The sequence below is a fragment of the Sedimentitalea nanhaiensis DSM 24252 genome (assembly GCF_000473225.1).
In the GTDB taxonomy this organism is placed as follows: Bacteria; Pseudomonadota; Alphaproteobacteria; order Rhodobacterales; family Rhodobacteraceae; genus Sedimentitalea; species Sedimentitalea nanhaiensis.
This window is the reverse complement of sequence record NZ_KI421508.1, coordinates 73,610-92,007: the sequence shown is the minus strand read 5'-3', so window position 1 is coordinate 92,007 and position 18,398 is coordinate 73,610. Positions and strand designations below refer to the sequence as shown.

Annotated in this window: 18 protein-coding genes and 1 pseudogene; 12 read left to right on the top strand and 7 right to left on the bottom strand. The window is 57.8% G+C overall.

Annotation, left to right across the window (positions count from 1 at the left end; genetic code table 11):
• A partial coding sequence (locus NANH_RS0101505; RefSeq protein WP_027260446.1) for an ATP-binding protein occupies nt 1-234 on the top strand: 234 nt, incomplete at its 5' end.
• Nucleotides 235-301: 67 nt separating this feature from the next.
• On the opposite strand, the gene NANH_RS25150 is transcribed toward NANH_RS0101505, so the two are convergent.
• The 5 genes and pseudogenes from NANH_RS25150 to NANH_RS28295 all read right to left on the bottom strand — a co-directional run bounded on the left by NANH_RS25150 (nt 302) and on the right by NANH_RS28295 (nt 3,875).
• Nucleotides 302-538, bottom strand: coding sequence for a DUF411 domain-containing protein (locus NANH_RS25150; RefSeq protein ID WP_245601366.1), 237 nt, complete (start codon nt 536-538; stop codon nt 302-304).
• 38 nt (nt 539-576) lie between these two features.
• Nucleotides 577-1,923, bottom strand: coding sequence for a multicopper oxidase family protein (locus NANH_RS0101495; RefSeq protein WP_245601365.1), 1,347 nt, complete (start codon nt 1,921-1,923; stop codon nt 577-579).
• Nucleotides 1,924-2,681: 758 nt separating this feature from the next.
• Nucleotides 2,682-3,110 (bottom strand): MerR family transcriptional regulator, encoded by a 429-nt coding sequence (locus NANH_RS0101485; RefSeq protein WP_027260443.1) that lies wholly within the window; start codon nt 3,108-3,110, stop codon nt 2,682-2,684.
• A 204-nt stretch (nt 3,111-3,314) separates the two neighbouring features.
• Nucleotides 3,315-3,584, bottom strand: a pseudogene (locus NANH_RS29195) (IS3 family transposase); the annotation flags it as partial.
• Nucleotides 3,585-3,710: 126 nt separating this feature from the next.
• On the bottom strand, nt 3,711-3,875 hold the full coding sequence (locus NANH_RS28295; RefSeq protein ID WP_154665553.1) for a hypothetical protein: 165 nt from the start codon (nt 3,873-3,875) through the stop codon (nt 3,711-3,713).
• A gap of 172 nt (nt 3,876-4,047) precedes the next feature.
• Between NANH_RS28295 and NANH_RS0101475 the strand changes: the two genes are divergently transcribed.
• Together NANH_RS0101475 and NANH_RS0101470 are read left to right on the top strand one after the other, a co-directional pair.
• Nucleotides 4,048-6,678 (top strand): ATP-binding protein, encoded by a 2,631-nt coding sequence (locus tag NANH_RS0101475; protein ID WP_027260442.1) that lies wholly within the window; start codon nt 4,048-4,050, stop codon nt 6,676-6,678.
• Nucleotides 6,675-7,817 (top strand): hybrid sensor histidine kinase/response regulator, encoded by a 1,143-nt coding sequence (locus NANH_RS0101470; RefSeq protein ID WP_027260441.1) that lies wholly within the window; start codon nt 6,675-6,677, stop codon nt 7,815-7,817. Before NANH_RS0101475 ends, NANH_RS0101470 begins: the two co-directional genes overlap by 4 nt.
• Here the strand turns inward: NANH_RS0101470 and NANH_RS0101465 are convergent.
• Complete coding sequence (locus NANH_RS0101465; RefSeq protein WP_211237072.1) at nt 7,808-8,506, bottom strand: winged helix-turn-helix domain-containing protein; 699 nt, start codon at nt 8,504-8,506, stop codon at nt 7,808-7,810. The genes NANH_RS0101470 and NANH_RS0101465 overlap by 10 nt on opposite strands.
• A gap of 379 nt (nt 8,507-8,885) precedes the next feature.
• Between NANH_RS0101465 and fmdA the strand changes: the two genes are divergently transcribed.
• The 3 genes from fmdA to NANH_RS29760 all read left to right on the top strand — a co-directional run bounded on the left by fmdA (nt 8,886) and on the right by NANH_RS29760 (nt 11,061).
• The gene (gene fmdA / locus NANH_RS0101460; protein WP_027260439.1) at nt 8,886-10,112 is read left to right on the top strand and encodes a formamidase; all 1,227 of its coding nucleotides are present in this window, start codon (nt 8,886-8,888) and stop codon (nt 10,110-10,112) included.
• Between the two features lie 77 nt (nt 10,113-10,189).
• A complete protein-coding gene (locus NANH_RS0101455; protein ID WP_027260438.1) occupies nt 10,190-10,699 on the top strand; it encodes an AmiS/UreI family transporter in 510 nt (169 codons plus the stop codon).
• A gap of 59 nt (nt 10,700-10,758) precedes the next feature.
• Entirely contained in the window at nt 10,759-11,061 is a 303-nt protein-coding gene (locus NANH_RS29760) for an FmdB family zinc ribbon protein (protein WP_074920716.1), read from the top strand.
• A 194-nt stretch (nt 11,062-11,255) separates the two neighbouring features.
• On the opposite strand, the gene NANH_RS0101450 is transcribed toward NANH_RS29760, so the two are convergent.
• Complete coding sequence (locus tag NANH_RS0101450) at nt 11,256-13,262, bottom strand: TonB-dependent receptor domain-containing protein (RefSeq protein WP_036049186.1); 2,007 nt, start codon at nt 13,260-13,262, stop codon at nt 11,256-11,258.
• Between the two features lie 272 nt (nt 13,263-13,534).
• Between NANH_RS0101450 and NANH_RS0101445 the strand changes: the two genes are divergently transcribed.
• Genes NANH_RS0101445 through NANH_RS0101420 form a run of 6 tightly spaced genes read left to right on the top strand, consistent with a single transcriptional unit; the run spans nt 13,535 to nt 18,398 of the window.
• Entirely contained in the window at nt 13,535-14,527 is a 993-nt protein-coding gene (locus NANH_RS0101445) for a hemin-degrading factor (RefSeq protein ID WP_051372196.1), read from the top strand.
• A gap of 44 nt (nt 14,528-14,571) precedes the next feature.
• A complete protein-coding gene (locus NANH_RS0101440) occupies nt 14,572-15,417 on the top strand; it encodes a heme/hemin ABC transporter substrate-binding protein (protein ID WP_036049226.1) in 846 nt (281 codons plus the stop codon).
• Between the two features lies 1 nt (nt 15,418).
• The gene (locus NANH_RS0101435; RefSeq protein WP_027260434.1) at nt 15,419-16,483 is read left to right on the top strand and encodes a FecCD family ABC transporter permease; all 1,065 of its coding nucleotides are present in this window, start codon (nt 15,419-15,421) and stop codon (nt 16,481-16,483) included.
• A gap of 1 nt (nt 16,484) precedes the next feature.
• Nucleotides 16,485-17,288: a heme ABC transporter ATP-binding protein gene (locus NANH_RS0101430; protein ID WP_027260433.1), complete on the top strand. Its 804-nt coding sequence runs from the start codon at nt 16,485-16,487 to the stop codon at nt 17,286-17,288.
• Nucleotides 17,285-18,070, top strand: a complete 786-nt coding sequence (locus NANH_RS25145; RefSeq protein WP_036049181.1) for a ChaN family lipoprotein — start codon at nt 17,285-17,287, stop codon at nt 18,068-18,070. The genes NANH_RS0101430 and NANH_RS25145 overlap by 4 nt, the downstream gene beginning before the upstream one ends.
• A 16-nt stretch (nt 18,071-18,086) precedes the next feature.
• Nucleotides 18,087-18,398, top strand: a complete 312-nt coding sequence (locus NANH_RS0101420) for an antibiotic biosynthesis monooxygenase family protein (protein WP_027260432.1) — start codon at nt 18,087-18,089, stop codon at nt 18,396-18,398.

Genomic DNA, 18,398 nt, shown 5'->3' with positions numbered 1-18,398 from the left:
TTCCACCTTCTCAGTAAACTCTACGAGCGCACCAGCGTCGTCATCACCACGAACTTGAGCTTCAGCGAATGGGCCAGCGTGTTCGGCGATGCGAAAATGACCACCGCGCTACTCGACCGCCTTACCCACCGCTGCCACATCCTGGAGACCGGCAATGACAGCTATCGGTTCAAGGCCAGCTCGGAGACAGCGAAAAAGAAACGAAAGGAGACAGCAGCATTGACGCCATCATGACGCAAAGAACATAACAGCTGGGTGGGTCAAGTCTCGGTGACAATGCCGGGTCAGTTCTCAGCGACAATCAACAATCCGGGATACCGGCGTCGCGGCTGATCTGCGCCAGATCATGGGTCGGCGTCACCTCCACCGAGAAACCGTTTTCGCGCAGGTAGTCCGCGTAATTCTCGCAGCATCCGCATTGCGGATCCTTGTAGAGTGTGACCTCTTGCGCTGCGACCGGGGCCGCATTCAGGCTCATCGCAAGGACGGCGGCGGCAGCAGCTGTGCCGAGGCTGGCAAATCCAAGTGTCTTTTTCATCGGTTCATTCCCTTTCGGTGTCATTGATCTGTGAGATTTCAGGTTTTGGTCGCGCGAGGATCGACCCGGATGACGCCCATCATGCCCGCCGCCTGGTGTTCCAGAATGTGACAGTGGAACATCCAGTCGCCCGGATTGTCCGCGACGAACGCGATCTCGACCCGTTCTTCGGGGGCCATCAGGACGGTGTCTTGCCATTCGCGATACCGTGTCGGTTGCCCGTTGCGCGCGATCACACGGAACGAATGGCCATGGAAATGGATCGGATGGTGCCAGGCAGTGCGGTTATTCATCTCGAACACCTGCGACGTGCCCTGCGGCAGAACCAGCAAGGGATCCATCATCTGCCCCGTCGCGGCTTTGCCGTTGATGAACCACATGTTGCCCTCGCGCATCTGGTCCATCATCGACCCCATGCCGCCGCCCATCATCGTCTGTCCCATCATTCCGCCGTTGAAGACGATCCGATGCCGCGCGGGCGACGTCATGTCAGGATCGGCAAGCGGGTTGGGTGGCAGGTCCATCGACCAGTCCGGCACACTGTCCCGCAGCCTGTCCGGCCCGTAGGCGAGATCGACTAGACGGTATTCGAGGCCTTCGTAAAAGGCATCGATAACAGTGATGACATCTCCGGGCTTGCCGGTCATGTCGATCACCAGATCGACACGCATGGCCGGGCCGATCACAACGATGCCGCTGTCAGGGGCATGGGGCGTCACGGGTTGACCGTCCAGCGCGACCACGACCGGCACAAGATCGCCGAAATCCAGCCCGAAAATCCGCGCGTTCGCCGCATTGACCAGCCGAAGGCGAATGCGTTCACCGGATCGCACCGCGATGCGTTCAGGTATCTGGCCGTTGATAGTCACGGAATTGCCGATGCGGCCGCCATGCATCGCGTCGCGTCGGTTGCCGAAGTCGGCCGAAATCTGCCCGTCCCGGGTCATGCGCCAGTCGTCAAGCATCCAGGTCAGATCGCGATCCACGCGGATCGGGTCCGCCTCGTCGACGATCAGGGGTCCGTAAAGGCCGCGTCCGACCTGTTCAACACTGCGCTGGTGCGGGTGATACCAGAACGTGCCCGCGTCCAGTGCATCGAATTCGTAGAGAAAATCGCCACCGACCGGGATCGGGTCCTGCGTGAGGAACGGCACGCCGTCCATCGCATTGGGTGTGCGGATACCATGCCAGTGGATCGTGGTGTCTTCATCCAGCCCATTCCGGGCCAGAATCCGAATTCGGTCACCTTGGCGCACTCGGATTTCAGGGCCGGGGACGGATCCGTTGTAGCTCCAGACATCGGTCGGGCCGTAGGGGGCCGGACGCAGGGCGGCCCGTCCGGACGCCGCGCGCATCACGAATGGGTCTTGTATTGGACCGGCCATCGCTGTTCGCACAGGCGACAGAGCGGATATGGCCGTGAAAGCGGCACCGGTGCGCAGCACGTGCCGTCGTGAAATCGGTCTGTAAAGGGTCATCGCAACCGCACTGATCTGAAAGGGTCGCCCTCGGCCAGCTTCGGCCAAGGCAACGGTCAGGCCTCGCAGCAGGCGAGGCCGGTATCGGGTTCAGACAGGCAGCTTGGGAGGGAATGGATCGAGCATAAGAATCGCGCCGAGCGGGATCAAAGGTTCGGCAACCCGGAGAGCGGGACCGAAGGGCATCGCGATCCGTGCTGGCAGCACCTCGGCAAGGATGCCAGCCGTTCCGCTGGAGCCACAAGGGACAAGACACCCGCTCTCGCAGGGCATGACGTCAGAAAATCCGGCGGGGTCGCACCCGTCGCAACGTCTATCCGCGCTTTCGGCGTTGCCCATCTGCGCCATAGCCGTGTCCGATATATTGGCCGACGACACATCCGGCGCAATCACGGCACCGAAGGACAGGGCAAGAATCAAAACAAGGCGAAAAACGCAGATCATATGAAGTTTGTACAACCTTCCAGCAAGCGGAGGTCAAGCGATATTCTGTAACTTAGACGTGATGACCCTGTGGTGTGCTCGGCTCGACCTCCGTTATTGCTACGGCCGCTGTAGTTTCAGCCCTTCTTTTCAAGAGGCGGGCGAGCAGCCAGCTCCTAATGGCGAAACACCCGGCGATTTCGGCCAGGGCCGCGCGCGGACAGGCGAGTAGGGCGGGCATTTCAGGCGCCGATCTCGTCGTGCTCCGTCAGGCATTCGGAATGATCGCGCAGCACCTCAAGCACCTTGCAATCGGCGGTACGTCCACCGCTGCATTCGTGAACCATGCGTTTCAATTCCGTGCGCAGCGCCTCCAGGCGGGCCATGCGCTGTTCCACCTGTTTGAGCTGGCGACGCGCGATCGCGTCTGCCTCGTGGCAGGGCCGGTTGGGATGGTCGCTGAGGTCGAGCAGCTCGCGGATCGCATCGAGCGAGAAGCCAAGTTGTCGCGAATGACGGATGAAGGACAGGCGGTCGAGCTGTGCATTGTCGTAGCGCCTCTGGCCGCCTTCGGTCCGGCCAGGTTCGGGCATGAGCCCGATCTGCTCGTAGTAGCGGATGGTTTGCACCTTCGTGCCGGTCTTCTTTGACAGAGTGCCGATCGTGAGCATTCCCGCCTCCATGGAAAAAGATACAGTTGGTGTAGGTTTTGCCGTCGGAATAAACAAGTGCCGGATTCACAGGCGTGTGATATCGCACCAAAGCAAAATCTTCACGCTTGAATCTTGAGTGGGCAAACGCGTGCCCGTCATCATATGAAACGGGACATCAGAGCGGTTTGAGCATGAGAGGCTCTGGCTCTTTGGTCTGACTGATTATGCCGCCTGTTTCTGATGTTGCAAATGGGGTTGGCGGATTGTCGGTTTCTCGATCTTCTTCCTTTCTCTCAGAATGGCTTTTCGCGGCCAGAGTAGACGTCGGCGGGTGTGACGTCGTTCCGGCTCTCGTGGTAGCGCTGGTGTTGTCGTCATCGACGAAGGAACCGATCTGACGTTCGAGATCGCCGGCAGGTAATAATTCTCCAGCGGAACCCGGCTCTTCATGGTCTGGTGCCAGCGCTCGATTTTGCCCTGGGTTTGCGCATGTCCGTGACGCCCGCCGCGCGCCAGACCCGCTTCTGCTGACCGTTCTTCCCCGCCAGAGCCTGCCTTAACATGTCCACTATATTATCACACCCGCCTAAGCGGCATCAGAGCGCGCAGGCCAAACGGTTACGCCCCAAGATGCGATGTGCCCAGTGCAGTGCCATGCCCTACGGTTTTCTGAACGTTCATGTCGTTCCTCCTTTCAATTGGGATTGCCGGCTTGTCGCCACGCAGCGCAGCAAGCGCTACCGTGGCGTTGAACTTGTCAGAAAAGCTGTGTCTCTTGGTCATTTGTACATCTTGCCGTAAGTGTCGGATACATCTTAGCACTTTGTCTGAATTCGCCTGACCATTTCACACTTCAGCGGGGGCACTCCTACGATCCCGAAAAATCTGGGGATTACCGCAAAAATAGCAGTGTTAGATGTTGCTTTGCGTCCATGTCGCCCAAGAGGAGTTTCAATTGAAGAACGCACATTCTCCCCTTCTTCGATCTTACCACTCTTGGATTGCAAATGAAACGCTTGAGGACTATTCGCTGCGATACGCGGCGCGGTCCTTTCGCAGGTGGTCGCCCTTCGTCATAGCCAACACGGCCATTGGTGGAATATCGTTTCTCGCGCTTGAAGCGATCGGTGGTGCGATCACGTTGAGTTATGGCTTTGCCAACGCATTTCCAGCAATCCTGGTCGCGATCGTATTCATTTTCACGGCCAGTTTCCCAATCGCCTATTACTCCAGCCGTTACAATATCGACATGGATCTGCTGACCCGGGGCGCGGGTTTCGGGTATGTCGGATCTACAATAACGTCGCTGGTATACGCCACATTTACCTTCATATTCTTTGCGCTTGAAGGCGCGATCATGGCGCAGGCATTGCTATTGCTGGCCGGAATTCCACTGGTTCTTGGCTATCTGATCTCGTCCATCGTCATCATCCCGATCACCTTTATGGGCGTAACGATGATCAATCGCGTTCAACTGATCAGCCAGCCGATATGGGTGGCGATGCAGTTGCTCCCGTTTGCATACATTCTCTACGAGGATCCGGGAACCATTCAACGCTGGACCGGGTTTCTTGGGGCACAAGAGGGCGGAGGCGGGTTCAATATCCTGTCATTCGGGAGCGCCTTGGGGATCCTGTTCGCGCTTTCCATCCAGATCGGAGAGCAGGTGGACTATCTGCGTTTTCTGCCGGACAAGACCGAAAAAAACCGGTTCTCCTGGTGGGCGGCAGTCATTTTCGCAGGTCCCGGGTGGATCCTGGTGGGCGGGCTGAAGATTCTGTTCGGCAGTTTCCTTGCGGTTCTGGTCATCTCGGCGGGCCAGTCCAAGGCAACCGCGCTGGAACCCGTTCACATGTACATACAGGCCTATGAATATGTCAGCGCGGATCCCGGTGTCGTACTGGCCGCGGCGACGATCTTTGTGATCATTTCGCAGGTCAAGATCAATGTAACAAACGCCTACGCCGGCTCTCTGGCCTGGTCCAATTTCTTTTCCCGGGTGGCGCTGTACCACCCCGGACGTGTTGTCTGGCTGTTGTTCAATATCATGATTTCGCTCTTGTTGATGATGCTGGGGGTCTTTGACACTCTTGAAGTGGTTTTGGCGATTTATTCGGTTATTGCCGCAGCGTGGGTCGGTTCGATCTTTGCTGATCTCGCGATCCTGAAACCCCTTGGAGTCAGCCCCTCGTTCACCGAATTCAAACGGGCCTATTTACCCGATTTCAATCCCGTCGGTTGCGGCGCAATGGCGCTGGCGTCACTGGTCGCCTTTTCCGTTTTCGCGGGTTTTTTTGGTGAGCTCGCTCAGGCATACGCCGCGCCATTGGCATTTGTCGTGGCGTTGCTTGCCGCCGTGCTGATCGGCGTCGCAACCGGGGGGCGTTACTACATCGCGCGCCCCTCGGTGGCATTGGCCGGGCCCGAGGATGCAAACGTGCGCTGCGAATTGTGCGGGTTCGAGTATGAACGTCCCGACATGGCCCATTGCCCCTTTTATCAACGACCGATCTGTTCATTGTGTTGCAGCCTGGAATCCCACTGTCACGACATGTGCAAGTCACCCGAGGGCGCAGAGGGTGCGGATTTCGGGCTTCGCCTGGGCGGGCTGAGGGACAAGATCGCACCCAACACCGTCAAGCGACTGATCAAGGCGGCTGGCGTGTTCCTGGCTCTGACGGTCGTCGTCGCCGCGGCGATACTGATTACCTATCGATTGATAGAGCCGAACCCGGAAACCACGCATCTTGATAGCAGTTTGGTCCTGATCGGAGTGTTCCTGGCCTTGCTGCCATTGCTGGCAGTCGGAACCTGGTGGATCGTGCTGTCGCATGAAAGCCGCGAACTCGCGGAGCGGGATCTGTTGACCTCGCTGGAAGAACTGGCCAAGGCGCAAGAGGACCTGGCCGCGAACGAACGTTTGGCCGCCATCGGTGAGGTCACTGCAACTGTAAGCCATGAATTGCGAAACCCGTTGGGAACATTGGTGAATTCTGCCGATGTGCTGCGCCGCTCGGCGACCGGAGAGCAGACCGAAACCCTGGGTGAGTTGGACAGGCTGCAACGCAATGCATGGCGGTGCGTCAAGATCATTGACGATCTGCTCGACTTCTCACGAAACTATTCCTTCTATTCGATAGAGATCGATATGGACGGTTGGGTGACCCGGGCGCTTGCAGACATGGATCCGGCCATGCGCGCGCGGATTGTCCTTGATCTGGGGTCAGAGAGCGCGGTTCTTGCAGACAGTGAGCGCTTAAGGCAGGCTTTCGTCAATATTCTGAACAATGCGGCACAAGCCAGCGATCTTGCAAAGAGTGACGCCCCTATCGAGGTGGCGACGTTTTCCGATGGTGACGAGGTTGTTCTGGACGTGACGGATAAGGGGGGCGGTATGACTGACGATATCCAGCTCCGGATGTTTGAACCGCTGTTCAGCACCAATGCCTTTGGTGTGGGGTTGGGGATGCCGTTGGTCAAGCGCATCATCGAGCACATGGGTGGAACTGTGAAAGTTATTAGCAAAAGCGGTGTCGGAACCACCGTGCAACTTCGTCTGCCGCGCGTAGAGGCGCTCAAGAAATGACAGAGGTGCCGCGCCGGATCATTCTTATCGTCGATGACGATATCGACTTCTCCGAGAGCCTGAGCCGATTGTTGTCGCTTGAGAATTATAATGTCCTGTGTGCCGACAGCATGGAAACTGCCATGCAGGCCGTCAGGCAACATGACGTCGCGGTTGCGTTGGTCGATATACGACTTGGCTCGGGCAATGACGGTCTGGACGTGGTGCGCGAACTGCGCCGGATCAACCCAGACCTGATGTGCCTGATGATCACCGCTTTTGCTTCAGTGGATACGGCAATTCAGGCATTGCAGGCCGGAGCCTACGACTATCTCTCCAAACCATTTCACAGTGAGGACATGCTTTCTACTTTGGACCGTTGCTTTGAGCGAATACAGTTGCTGAATGTGCAAAAGCTGACCGAGGTGAGACTGCGTCAAAAGCAGCACATGGAGGCAATCGGTCAATTGGCAAGCGGTATCGCCCATGACTTCAACAACATACTCGCGGTTTTGCTAAGCAATTTGCGTCTTTTGGAGGAACGCATCGGTACGGCGCACCCGCAGTTTACGGAACTGGTCAGCGAAGCGATCACCGCAACGTTGACGGGCGGAGAGCTGACATCCCGGTTGCTGAACTTTGGTTCGCGACCGGATGACCAAGAGCAAACGATCGATCTGGTCGAGATGCTGCCTGATTTCGTGGCGATGCTGAAACGGACGCTGGGCCAGAAGTGGGGCGCCAGTCTGGATATGCCGGATCGACTCAACTCTCTCGTGGTCTCGCGCGGGTTACTTGAAACCAGCCTGCTGAACTTGGCATTGAACGCGCGTGACGCGATGGAGGGGGGCGGGACCGTGGCCATCACGGCACGAAACCATCATGTTGGCTCGGCACTTGCGGGCAAGGGAACACACGAAATTACAGGCGGGTTTGTCGCGATTTCGGTGACGGATACGGGAACCGGCATGTCAAGAGACGTGCGCGCGCACGCGCTCGAACCGCTGTTCACGACCAAAAAACGTGGTGATGGAAACGGGCTTGGGTTGACGATGGTGGACAATTTCGCACGCACCCATGGCGGCTGGATTGAGATTGAAAGCACACCCCGGCAGGGTACGACCATGACGCTATTCCTGCCGGGCAGGTTTCAGGCCTGACCTGAGGGCGCGAACATATAGCCAATTCCGCGCACGGTCTTGATAAGTTGTGCGTCGCTGGCCCCGTCGCCCAGCTTGCGGCGCAGTTTGCCAATCAACACGTCCACGCTGCGATCATAAGGCGACCAGGATCGATTGGCGACGATGTCCAGGATCTGTTCCCGGGTCAGAACCCGTCCACGGCGTTGCACGAGCGCACGCAGGACATCGAATTCGCGGCGGGTCAGGCGGGTCCGTTCACCTGTCGGCGCAAGCAGATGATACCGTTCGAGATCCAGCCTCCAGCCGGCAAAGCTGAGCATCACGTCATGTTGTTCCTGCGCAGACCCGCGATCAATGCGACCGGAATACCGCCTCATCACGGTGCGCATTCTTGCCAGCAGTTCGCGCGGCTCGAATGGCTTGGTTACATAGTCATCCGCGCCGAGTTCCAGGCAAACGACCTTGTCAATCGTCGTATTCTTTCCGGACAAGATGATCAGTGGATAGTCATATTGAACGCGCAATCGTCGTGCCAATGTCACGCCATCTTCGCCCTGGGGGAACCCCAGATCCAGCAGGATAAGGTTATAGGCATCATCCGCCAGCGCGCGGCGCATCTTCCGCCCCTCATGCGCTGCCTTCACGACAAATCCTTCATCGCCGAGAAACCGCTTGAGAAAGATACAGATACCCCGGTCGTCATCCACGACCAAAACCTTATTCGAATGCTGTCCCCCAACCATGTAACAAGGGTATTCCAATTCCCTCTGCCGAGTCGACTGAGAAGTCCGTGCAAAGGAATAGCAAAACCAGAGATACAGCCGGGCAACGTCGAATACAGGCGCCAACTCAACACCTAAGATATTGCGAATAAACGGCAATTCATCGGATCCGGGTCTGAGGTTTGGGCTGCTCAGCTCGCCAATGGTTACAAAAGTTTACAAAGCCGACGCTTCCGAAGCACAGAGCGATTACACGGTGTTGCTAGAAAATTCTCCTATCCGTGCAGTCCTATGCAGATCGCACCGGATCAGCAACCACGGGGTGCGCTCTTACCGCCCCGTCGCACTCAGGGAGATGAGCGACATGCCAAGAACAGTATTTGAAGTAGACCTCAAAAAGGCACCGGAAGATCACGACATCAAAACCCACAACCGCTGGCATCCGGATATCCCCTTTGTCGAGATGTTGAAACCCAATGAAACGGTTCGCGTAGAATGCCATGACTGGACCGGCGGACAGATCGGCAACAACGACAGCGCCAACGACATCCGCGATGTCGATCTCACACGTGTACACTATCTGAGCGGACCATTCGGGGTTGAGGGCGCAGAGCCGGGTGATCTGCTGGTGGTGAACATTCTGGACCTGGGCGCGAAACCGGATTCCGAATGGGGTTTCAACGGTCTGTTCGCCAAGGAGAATGGCGGCGGCTTTCTGACGGAACATTACCCCAATGCCAGCAAGTCCTGCTGGGATTTCGAAGGCATCTACACGACGTCACGCCACATTCCCGGTGTGCGATATCCTGGGATCATTCACCCGGGTCTGATTGGCTGCCTGCCGGACCGCAAACTGCTGGATGAGGCCAACCGGCGCGAAGCCGAATTGGTGTCGACTGACCCCGATCGGGTTCCACCGTTGGCCGCGCTGCCCTATTCGGACACTGCGCTCATGGGTCAGATGAGTGGCGACGCCTCCAGCGCGGCAGCCGCCGAGGCATGGCGTACGGTTCCACCGCGCGAGCATGGCGGCAATTGCGACATCAAGAATCTGTCTCGCGGATCAAAGGTTTACTTCCCAGTCTACGTCAAAGGTGCCGGGCTTTCGATGGGTGACATTCACTTCTCGCAGGGCGACGGTGAAATTACCTTCTGTGGTGCAATTGAAATGGCCGGCTGGATCGACATCAGTGTCGATATCATCAAAGGCGGCATGGCCAAGTACAATGTTGTCAATCCGATATTCAAACCCAGCCCGATTGATCCGCATTTCGACGACTACCTGATCTTTGAGGGCATCTCGGTCGATGAACACACCGGCGAACAATATTACTTGGATGCACATGTCGCCTATCGCCGTGCTTGCCTGAATGCCATCGAATATCTGAAAAAATTCGGCTATTCGGGAGAGCAGGCATATATGATCCTCGGCACTGCGCCGGTTGAAGGACGCATTGCCGGTATCGTCGACATCCCCAACGTTTGTGCCACGCTGGCGATCCCGACAGCGATCTTTGATTTCGACATCAACCCGAATTCGACCGGGCCGACCAAACAGGTCACTGGGGCCGACGTGGCAAAGGCCAGCTAGCGCTCTCGATCCCTTGCAAGAACTCACGCGGCCGGGTTGGTTATCCGGCCGCTAAACCAAGAGGGGAGGAACAAAATATGCTTGGCTTTCTACTACTGTACGTCGGAGTTGTCCTGTTTTTGAACGGTCTTTGGCTTTCTGGAAAGATCGAGGATCGCGAAATCGTTGTTATCGACGTCATGTCGGGTATCGTGGCCCTTTTGGTTGGGCTTGTCTCGGTGTTCGGCAGTGGCGCAGATGACGGGTCAATCCGTGCCGGTGCTCTGACGTTGCTGTTCGCGACGACCTATTTCTGGGTGGCATACAACCGGCTGGTTGCCGTGGACGGGCGCGGGCTGGGATGGTTCAGCCTGTTTGTTTCGATCACGGTTGTACCTGTTGCGATCAGGGGATTGTCGACGGCAGAGTCGGCCTTGGACATCTGGATGGGACTCAATTGGGCGTTATGGGCGGTACTTTGGTTCATGTACTTCCTGCTGCTCGCCATGCAGCGGCCGATATTGCGAGCGACGGCCACCACGACGTTGCTGACCGGCATTGTAACGGGCTGGATCCCGGGTTTCCTGATCCTTGACGGGCTTCTGTAAAGCGCCCGCGAAGCTTTGGACGATCACAAAACGCCAACTAAGATAAGTGAGACTTTCAGATGCCGATCTATACGTACACCTGCAACGATTGCGGAACATTCGATACATGGAGGACAATTGTTGATGCCACCAATGAGATTAATTGCCCCATTTGTACGAAGCCCAGCCCACGCCAGGTGGCGCTTCCCGGGCTCAATCTGATGAACTCGACACTGCGCGGGTACATGTCGCGTTCGGAAAAAAGTGGTAACGAGCCGCGGGTGGTGAACAAAAAACACTTAGCAGGATGTGGGTGCCCAATTTGCAAGATCGGAAAACCCAAGGAACGACCGACGCGGTACAAGTGGATGATCGGACACTGAACGGTGTCCGCCCTTGGTGGGCAGCCCCGATTTTGCAATAGTTTTCGTGGCATTGCGTAACACATGCTTTCAGGGGGATGTCCCGGCGCGACCGTGTTGCCGGGATCAAGTCTGAACGAGCGCCTGGGACGGCACAAGAGCGGGACAGCTCCCGGCGCGGCGACCAGCGGCTTCACGTCAGCGGGGCTCTTTATCTAGAAGCTCTTTGCCAGGGTCAGCTTCACGTTCCGTCCGCGTGCGGGGCGGGTTGAGAGGCGGCGGGTGTATTGTTTGTCGAACAGGTTTTCCACGCCAATACGAATTTCCGCGCCCTCCAATATTCCTTGTTGCAGTGCATATGTCGCGCGCAGGTTGTGGACGGCGAAACCGGGCACAGGCGTGGTGGAGCGGGTGTAGCGCCGGTCGGCCACGACCTCCCAGCTGAGGTCCAGTTCTTCACCGAATTGTTTGCCCAAGGTGAATTGAACCGTATCGGCAGGGATGCCGCGCCAATCGGCTGTTGTGCCGCCCGGATGGTTTTCATTCCCCCGGCTGATGTTTGCGTTCAGATCGACGTAACGCCCGCTTGCCATCGAATAGGACGCTTCAAGCTCGAGCCCTTTGGTTTCGATGAAATTGATGGGTGAGTTGAACGGCAGACCCGCCGCCTGATAAGAGGTCACGTCCCATAGTGTGGTGAAGTAGATGTTGGCTTTCACAGCCAAACGATCGCCGCCTTGGAACACATCGGTGCCGTTGTACGCCGCGCCAAACTCCCATGTGCGGGCTTTCTCCGATGTGACCATGAAGGCCGGATTTCCAAGGTCATCCAGGATTGGCAGGTTTTCGGTGTAGGCCGCGCTTCCGAAGATGGCGAAGCCGTTATCGAATGCGTAGCGGACCGAAATGCCGCCCATCAGCGCGCTATTGTCGAAAGCGCCATTGTTTGGCGCGGTGGATCCTTTGATCTTGGACGTCTCGTAGCGCAGCGCGGGGGTGATCGTCCACGCGTTGCCAATCGACATCTCGTCAACGGCGAAGATGGCAACACGGTTGTCCGTGCCGCCTGGCGCAGATGACGCATTCAGGCGCTCTTTACGGATGAATTCAAGGCCCGCGCGCAGATTGTGAGAGAGCGCGCCGGTTTCGAAAAGGCTGGTATTCTTGAAGGCCAGCTTCGTCGTTTCATAGCGCTGGTCGGCATTTACAAGAGCTGCAAGAAATCCGGTTTGGCCGCTCGTACCTTCGCTTATGATTTCCTGATCCGCATAGGACAGGACCACGTTCAGATCGATCAGGTCATTGCCGGACGGATTGTAGTCATAGCTCAACGACGCGGTGCGCGACTCGGTCTGACGGTCGACATTGCCAAACCCGACGCCGGTCGTCGTGAAAGTGTCATAGGGCACGTCGCGGTCATCGGTTGAGCTGTCGGTGTAGGAGAAGGCCAAAGAATGCTCTCGTGCATCGCCAAACGTGTATTTTGCCTTGAGCAATACGGATGGCAGTTTGAAACCCTTCGTTCCGATCGGTGTTCCGCTGCCATCCGTTGGCACGTTTTCGTCACGGATGGTATAATTCGCAAGGAGCTCAAGGTTCTCGTTCGGCTGCCATGCAAGAATCGTAGAGCTGGTGATACCGTCGCCATTGCTTGAAAATTGCAGTGCTTGATTGCCGACAAATCCCGGCTCGCCGCCAGTAAAATCAGACGCGTCTTTGGTTTCCAGCCTGATCACGCCGCCCACAACGCCGGAACCGTATTCAAAACTTCCAACCGTGCCGCGGATGACTTCTACTGAGCGATAAAGTTCCGGATCCGTGAATAATTGTGTGCCGATGCGATACAGTTCCTCCGCCCCGACATCGGCGCCATCGACAATGATCTTTACTTTCTGGTCTGACCCGAAGGTGGCGTTGGAGCCAAAGCCGCGCACATTGATGCCGGAGCCTTGGGGCGTTGAGCCATTGACAAGGTTCACACCGGGAACGCTGTCGACAAGCTCTGCTACGGTGCCGGCTTGGCGGTCATCGATTTCTTCCTGATCCACCTCCGTCACAGCCGTGGCTGTATCGGTTTGAACATCCCGCTTGCTTAAGCCAAGCACAAGCACGCCAAGATCGACTTCGGCTTGTGCCTGGGCAAATACAGGTGCGGCAAATGACAGACCGGCGATCAACGCTGTCGTCGCCCATAGATAAGCGCGCTTTGTGGAATAATACATGTGGTCCCCTCACAGACATGGTGTTCGACCGATGCTTGCAGAGACGCTGGCGTGTCGTGGTTATTGTGAAAAATTGTAAATGCGCAATCGCGCCACTTGCGCTCATAGATTATTCTTACTAAAAGCGTCAAGTATATTTCCAAAGTATATCTTTGGACTGCCAGCCGCTATGTCGTGCCAGCCTCTGAACATCACAATGATCACAAAGAGGTGCTGTCTTGGCCAACCTGACACCAGAAGACATCCGCACATTGCGCGGCGAGAACCCTAAAATGCGGGACCGCGACTTCGCGGACCAGAACGGGTTAAACGAGGCCGAGTTGCTTGCGGCCTATTCCAGCATTGACGCCACCCGGATTGAAGCCCATCCCGACCGCATCATTGGGGCCGCGCAACTGTTAGGTGAGGTTATGGCCCTGACCCGCAACGCGTCTTGTGTGCACGAGAAAATCGGCGTCTACGACAACTATCATTCTGGGGGTCATGCGTGCATGGTTCTGACGCCCGAGATTGACCTGCGGATATTCCCAAGCCATTGGCGGCACGGCTTCCTTGTGGAGAAGGAAACCGACGCAGGCATGCGCCGCAGCTTGCAAGTGTTCGATGCGGCGGGTGATGCAGTTCATAAGATATTCCTGCGAAATGACGAGCATGAGCAGACATGGGAGGAGTTGAAATCTTCCCTCGCGGTCAAGGATCAAAGCCAGGTCTTGAAGGTTGAACCCCGCGCACCCGTTGAGGCTGCAAAGTCCGATCCTGCGAAGCTCAGCATTCTACGCAAAGAGTGGACGCGCATGACGGATACGCATCAATTCATGCGCCTGACGTCGAAGCTGAAGATGAACCGGCTCGGTGCTTATCGTATCGTTGGCGCGCCATTTGTGCGGGCCCTGCGGCCCGAAGCAATCAATCAAATGCTCCATAAGCTGCAAGACAGCGAAACGGAGGTGATGGTTTTTGTGGGCAATAGGGGCTGCATTCAAATCCATAACGGTCTGATTGACACTCTGCGCCCGATGGGCCCGTGGCAAAATGTGATGGACCCCGGCTTTAACCTGCATCTGAGACTGGATCACGTCGCCGAGGTTTGGGCGGTAGAGAAACCAACGCAGCGCGGCATCGCCGTCTCGGTCGAGGCGTTCGACAACAAAGGCATGCTGATCCTTCAGGTGTTTGGGGTCGGCAAGGAGGGGAACGACCACCGTCCGGCATGGGGTAAGCTTGTGGAAACGCTCGACGGTTTGCCCGAAGAGGTGCTGTCGTGAGCGGTTCCAAAAATTCCGCATATCAAACGACCTTGCTGATATTCATGATTGCGCTCTGGGGGGCTGGAGTCGCTCCTTGGGTCTCTGCCGGTGCGGCCCAGCAGGCCGATCCATACGCGGATGTTCTGTCGATTGGCGGCTCTGTCACAGAGATTGTATATGCCCTCGATCAGGGCCACCGTCTGATTGCGCGCGATACCACCTCGACCTACCCAGAGAAAGCGGCGGGTTTGCCGGATGTAGGCTATATGCGCGCGCTATCGCCCGAGGGCGTCTTGTCGGTGAGGCCGGAACTCATCATATCGGAAAATGGTGCAGGTCCGCCCGAGACCATAGAAATCCTTGAAGAGGCGGCGATCCCGTTCGTGGTGGTTCCCGACGACTACAGCCGTGACGGTGTCGTCGCCAAGATCCGCGCTGTTGGTGAAGCGCTTGGTGCCATTCAGCAGGCGGAGGCCCTGGCCGCCGAAGTGAGCGTGCAATTGGATAAAGCCGTTGCGCAGTCCGGCGCATATGATGGGGCGCCGAAGAAGGTTCTGTTCATCTTGTCCACCCAAGGCGGGCGCATTCTGGCCTCGGGCACGAATACCGCAGCTGACGGTATCATAAAGCTGGCGGGGGCGGAAAACGCAGTAACAGCGTTTGAAGGCTATAAACCGATGACGGACGAGGCCGTCAGTGCCGCAGCGCCGGATGTAATCTTGATGATGGACCGCGGCGGCGATTTCGGCGCCGCCGATGACGAGTTGTTCGCCATGCCCGCCATCGTGGCGACACCGGCGGCGGCAAACCGCGCTGTCGTGCGCATGAACGGGCTCTACCTTCTGGGCTTTGGCCCACGTACGGCAGAGGCAGTTCTTGACCTGAACGCCGCGCTTTACGGCAGCTAACATGTTGGCTGTCAGTGACATATCTCCCCCGGTGGACCGCAGCCAAACGGCGCGGGCAGCGCATCTTTGGCTGGCACTTTTGCTATTCTCTGTGTCAGTCGCATGCCTTGCCGTTGGCGCCTCGGGCACATCGCTTTGGGGCGCAATCGGCAAGCTGGTGACGGGTAAGGCGCTCACCCAGATGGAGCGCGTCGTGCTGTGGGACATCCGCGCGCCACGTTTGATCGTGGGCATTTGCGTGGGCGCGTCACTGGCGGTGTCGGGGGCAGTGATGCAGGGGCTGTTCCGCAACCCGCTTGCAGATCCCGGCCTGGTCGGTGTCAGCGCGGGCGCGGGCCTAGGCGCAATTATCGCAATCGTTTTGGGCAGCTTCATGCCGGTTTGGCTTTTGACGATGACCGGCAATTATTTGGTCCCCTTCGCGGCCTTCCTGGGCGGCTGGGGCTCGACCCTGATCCTCTACCGGATGGCCACGCGCGGCGGGCGCACATCTGTCGCGACCATGCTTCTGGCAGGCATCGCGCTTGGCGCGCTTGCGGGGGCGGTATCGGGCGTGTTGGTCTATATGGCTGATGACAGTCAGTTGCGCGACCTGACCTTCTGGGGGTTGGGATCGCTGGCGGGCGCGACATGGACCAAGGCGTTCGTCGCTACGCCGATCATCCTCTTTGCGCTTCTTGCGGCCTTCACGCTGGGGCGCGGCTTGAACGGTTTGGCACTTGGGGAAGCGACGGCGCATCATATCGGCATCCGGGTGCAGCGCATGAAAAATACAGCCATCCTGATCGTCGCCGCCGCAACAGGCGCAGCCGTTTCAGTCTCGGGTGGCATCGGGTTCATCGGCATTGTCGTGCCGCATTTGTTACGGCTCTGGACTGGACCGGATCACAGGGCTCTGTTGATTAATTCTGCGCTTTTAGGGCCGAGTCTTCTGCTGATCGCGGATGTGATCAGCCGTGTGATCATTGCCCCCGCAGAGCTGCCCATCGGCATTGTCACCGCCGTTCTGGGCGCGCCGGTCTTTCTTTGGATCCTTCTGCGCCGTCGCGGAATGGTGGATCTGTAAGATGCTGGAGGCGCGCCATATCACAGTCGCTTTCAGCAAGAAGACCATTCTGAAAAGCGTCGATTTCACCGCAAAGCCGGGTCGGGTCACAGCGATTGTAGGTCCCAATGGGTCCGGAAAAACCACGCTTTTGCGGGCAATGACGGGTGACGTGAGCCATCGCGGTGACGTGGTGTTGAACGGGCAAGACATCGCGACGATGCAGGCATGGGAGTTGGCCGCGCAACGCGGGGTGCTCTCGCAGGCAACCACCCTGGCCTTTCCGTTCACGGTGATCGAAGTGGTCCGCATTGGGTTGCACAGCGGCACATCGGGTGATGTGGACCGCCTGGCAATGCAGGCGCTGAACCGCGTCAGCCTTGGCCATTATGCGAACCGGTTCTATCAGGAGCTTTCGGGCGGAGAGCAACAGCGCGCCCAACTGGCCCGCGTGCTGGCGCAGGTGTGGGAGCCGGTCCTGAACGGGGCTCCACGCTGGTTGTTGCTGGATGAGCCGGTCGCGAGCCTGGATATCGGGCACCAGTTGGAAGTCATGGATATCGCGCGGAGCTATGCGCGTTCTGGTGGCGGCGTGGTCGCGGTGATGCATGATCTGAACCTGACCGCGCTGTATGCCGATGCGGTGACAATCCTGTCGGAAGGCACGGTGCAAGCACAGGGAACACCCGCCGAAGTTCTGACCGATGAGACGCTGTCGGCGGCCTATGGCTGCCGTTTGCAGGTTAACAAGATTCCATCACCCGGCGTCCCCTTTGTTCTGCCGCATGCGGCACGGTCCCAGACCGAAGCAAAGGTGGCATCATGATCCGGACTATACTTGCGGTGATGACGTTAAGCACGCCAGCTGCCGCATTGGATATGGCGCCAGACGCCGACATCGTCCTTCTGGGCGAGATCCATGACAACCCGCTCCATCATCAAGGCCAAGGCGATCTGATCCGGCAGGTACAGCCCAAAGCCGTGGTGTTCGAGATGTTGTCGCCCGCGCAGGCCGCCAAGCTGAACGCAACGCCGCGCGAAGACATGGCAAAGGTCGCAGCACGGATCGGCTGGGCCTCTTCCAACTGGCCGGATTTCGAGCTGTACCAGCCTGTGTTTGAAGCCTTGGAACAAATCCCTGCCGTAGGGGCCGCGGCCCCGAAAGCCGACGTGCGGCGCGCGTTCAGCGAGGGGGCTGCGGCTGTGTTTGGCGAAGACGCCGCGGAATTCGGGCTGGACCAGGCAGTCCCGGAAATCCAGCTGTCCTTCCGCAAGGACATGCAGTTCACCGCCCATTGCGAGGCGATGCCATTGAATATGATGGGCGGCATGATCGAGGCGCAGCGCTTACGCGACGCGACCCTGGCCAGGGCGACGCTTGATGCGCTGAAGACATACGGCGCCCCTGTTGTGTTGATTGCAGGCAATGGTCATGCGCGCATTGACTGGGGCATACCCGCGATGATCGCAGTCGCCCAACCCGATCTCACCGTTTTCTCTGTTGGCTTTGTCGAGGCGCCAGCAGAGACAAATGACCCGCGTTTCCACCACACCATCGTCACCGGCCCCGCAGAACGCGAGAATCCTTGTGACGTATTCAAAAACTGAAAGAAGGGACAAGCCCATGTATATCGCCATGAACCGGTTTACCGTGATCGTAGAAAACGCGCAGGCGTTCGAGGAGCTTTGGCTGGGGCGCGACAGTCATCTCAAAGACATGGAGGGCTTTGTCGAGTTTCACATGCTCAAAGGCCCTGAGGCCGATGGCGCGATACTCTATGCGTCCCACACGGTCTGGCAAAATGAAGACGTCTTCCGCGCCTGGACCCGTAGTGACGCGTTTCGCCAAGCCCACAAGGGCGCAGGGCAGACGGCAAAGCTGCACAAGGGCGCTCCGAAATTTGAAGGCTTTTCTGCCATCCAACACATCGCGTGA

Coding starts and splice junctions, on each gene's coding strand:
- fmdA (WP_027260439.1), top strand. CDS start 8,886: ATGCCAAGAACAGTATTTGAAGTAGACCTCAAAAAGGCACCGGAAGAT.
- NANH_RS25150 (WP_245601366.1), bottom strand. CDS start 538: ATGAAAAAGACACTTGGATTTGCCAGCCTCGGCACAGCTGCTGCCGCC.
- NANH_RS28295 (WP_154665553.1), bottom strand. CDS start 3,875: ATGACCAAGAGACACAGCTTTTCTGACAAGTTCAACGCCACGGTAGCG.
- NANH_RS0101450 (WP_036049186.1), bottom strand. CDS start 13,262: ATGTATTATTCCACAAAGCGCGCTTATCTATGGGCGACGACAGCGTTG.
- NANH_RS0101420 (WP_027260432.1), top strand. CDS start 18,087: ATGTATATCGCCATGAACCGGTTTACCGTGATCGTAGAAAACGCGCAG.
- NANH_RS0101445 (WP_051372196.1), top strand. CDS start 13,535: ATGCGGGACCGCGACTTCGCGGACCAGAACGGGTTAAACGAGGCCGAG.
- NANH_RS0101455 (WP_027260438.1), top strand. CDS start 10,190: ATGCTTGGCTTTCTACTACTGTACGTCGGAGTTGTCCTGTTTTTGAAC.
- NANH_RS0101440 (WP_036049226.1), top strand. CDS start 14,572: ATGATTGCGCTCTGGGGGGCTGGAGTCGCTCCTTGGGTCTCTGCCGGT.
- NANH_RS29760 (WP_074920716.1), top strand. CDS start 10,759: ATGCCGATCTATACGTACACCTGCAACGATTGCGGAACATTCGATACA.
- NANH_RS0101435 (WP_027260434.1), top strand. CDS start 15,419: ATGTTGGCTGTCAGTGACATATCTCCCCCGGTGGACCGCAGCCAAACG.
- NANH_RS0101430 (WP_027260433.1), top strand. CDS start 16,485: ATGCTGGAGGCGCGCCATATCACAGTCGCTTTCAGCAAGAAGACCATT.
- NANH_RS0101485 (WP_027260443.1), bottom strand. CDS start 3,110: ATGCTCACGATCGGCACTCTGTCAAAGAAGACCGGCACGAAGGTGCAA.
- NANH_RS0101470 (WP_027260441.1), top strand. CDS start 6,675: ATGACAGAGGTGCCGCGCCGGATCATTCTTATCGTCGATGACGATATC.
- NANH_RS25145 (WP_036049181.1), top strand. CDS start 17,285: ATGATCCGGACTATACTTGCGGTGATGACGTTAAGCACGCCAGCTGCC.
- NANH_RS0101495 (WP_245601365.1), bottom strand. CDS start 1,923: ATGGCCGGTCCAATACAAGACCCATTCGTGATGCGCGCGGCGTCCGGA.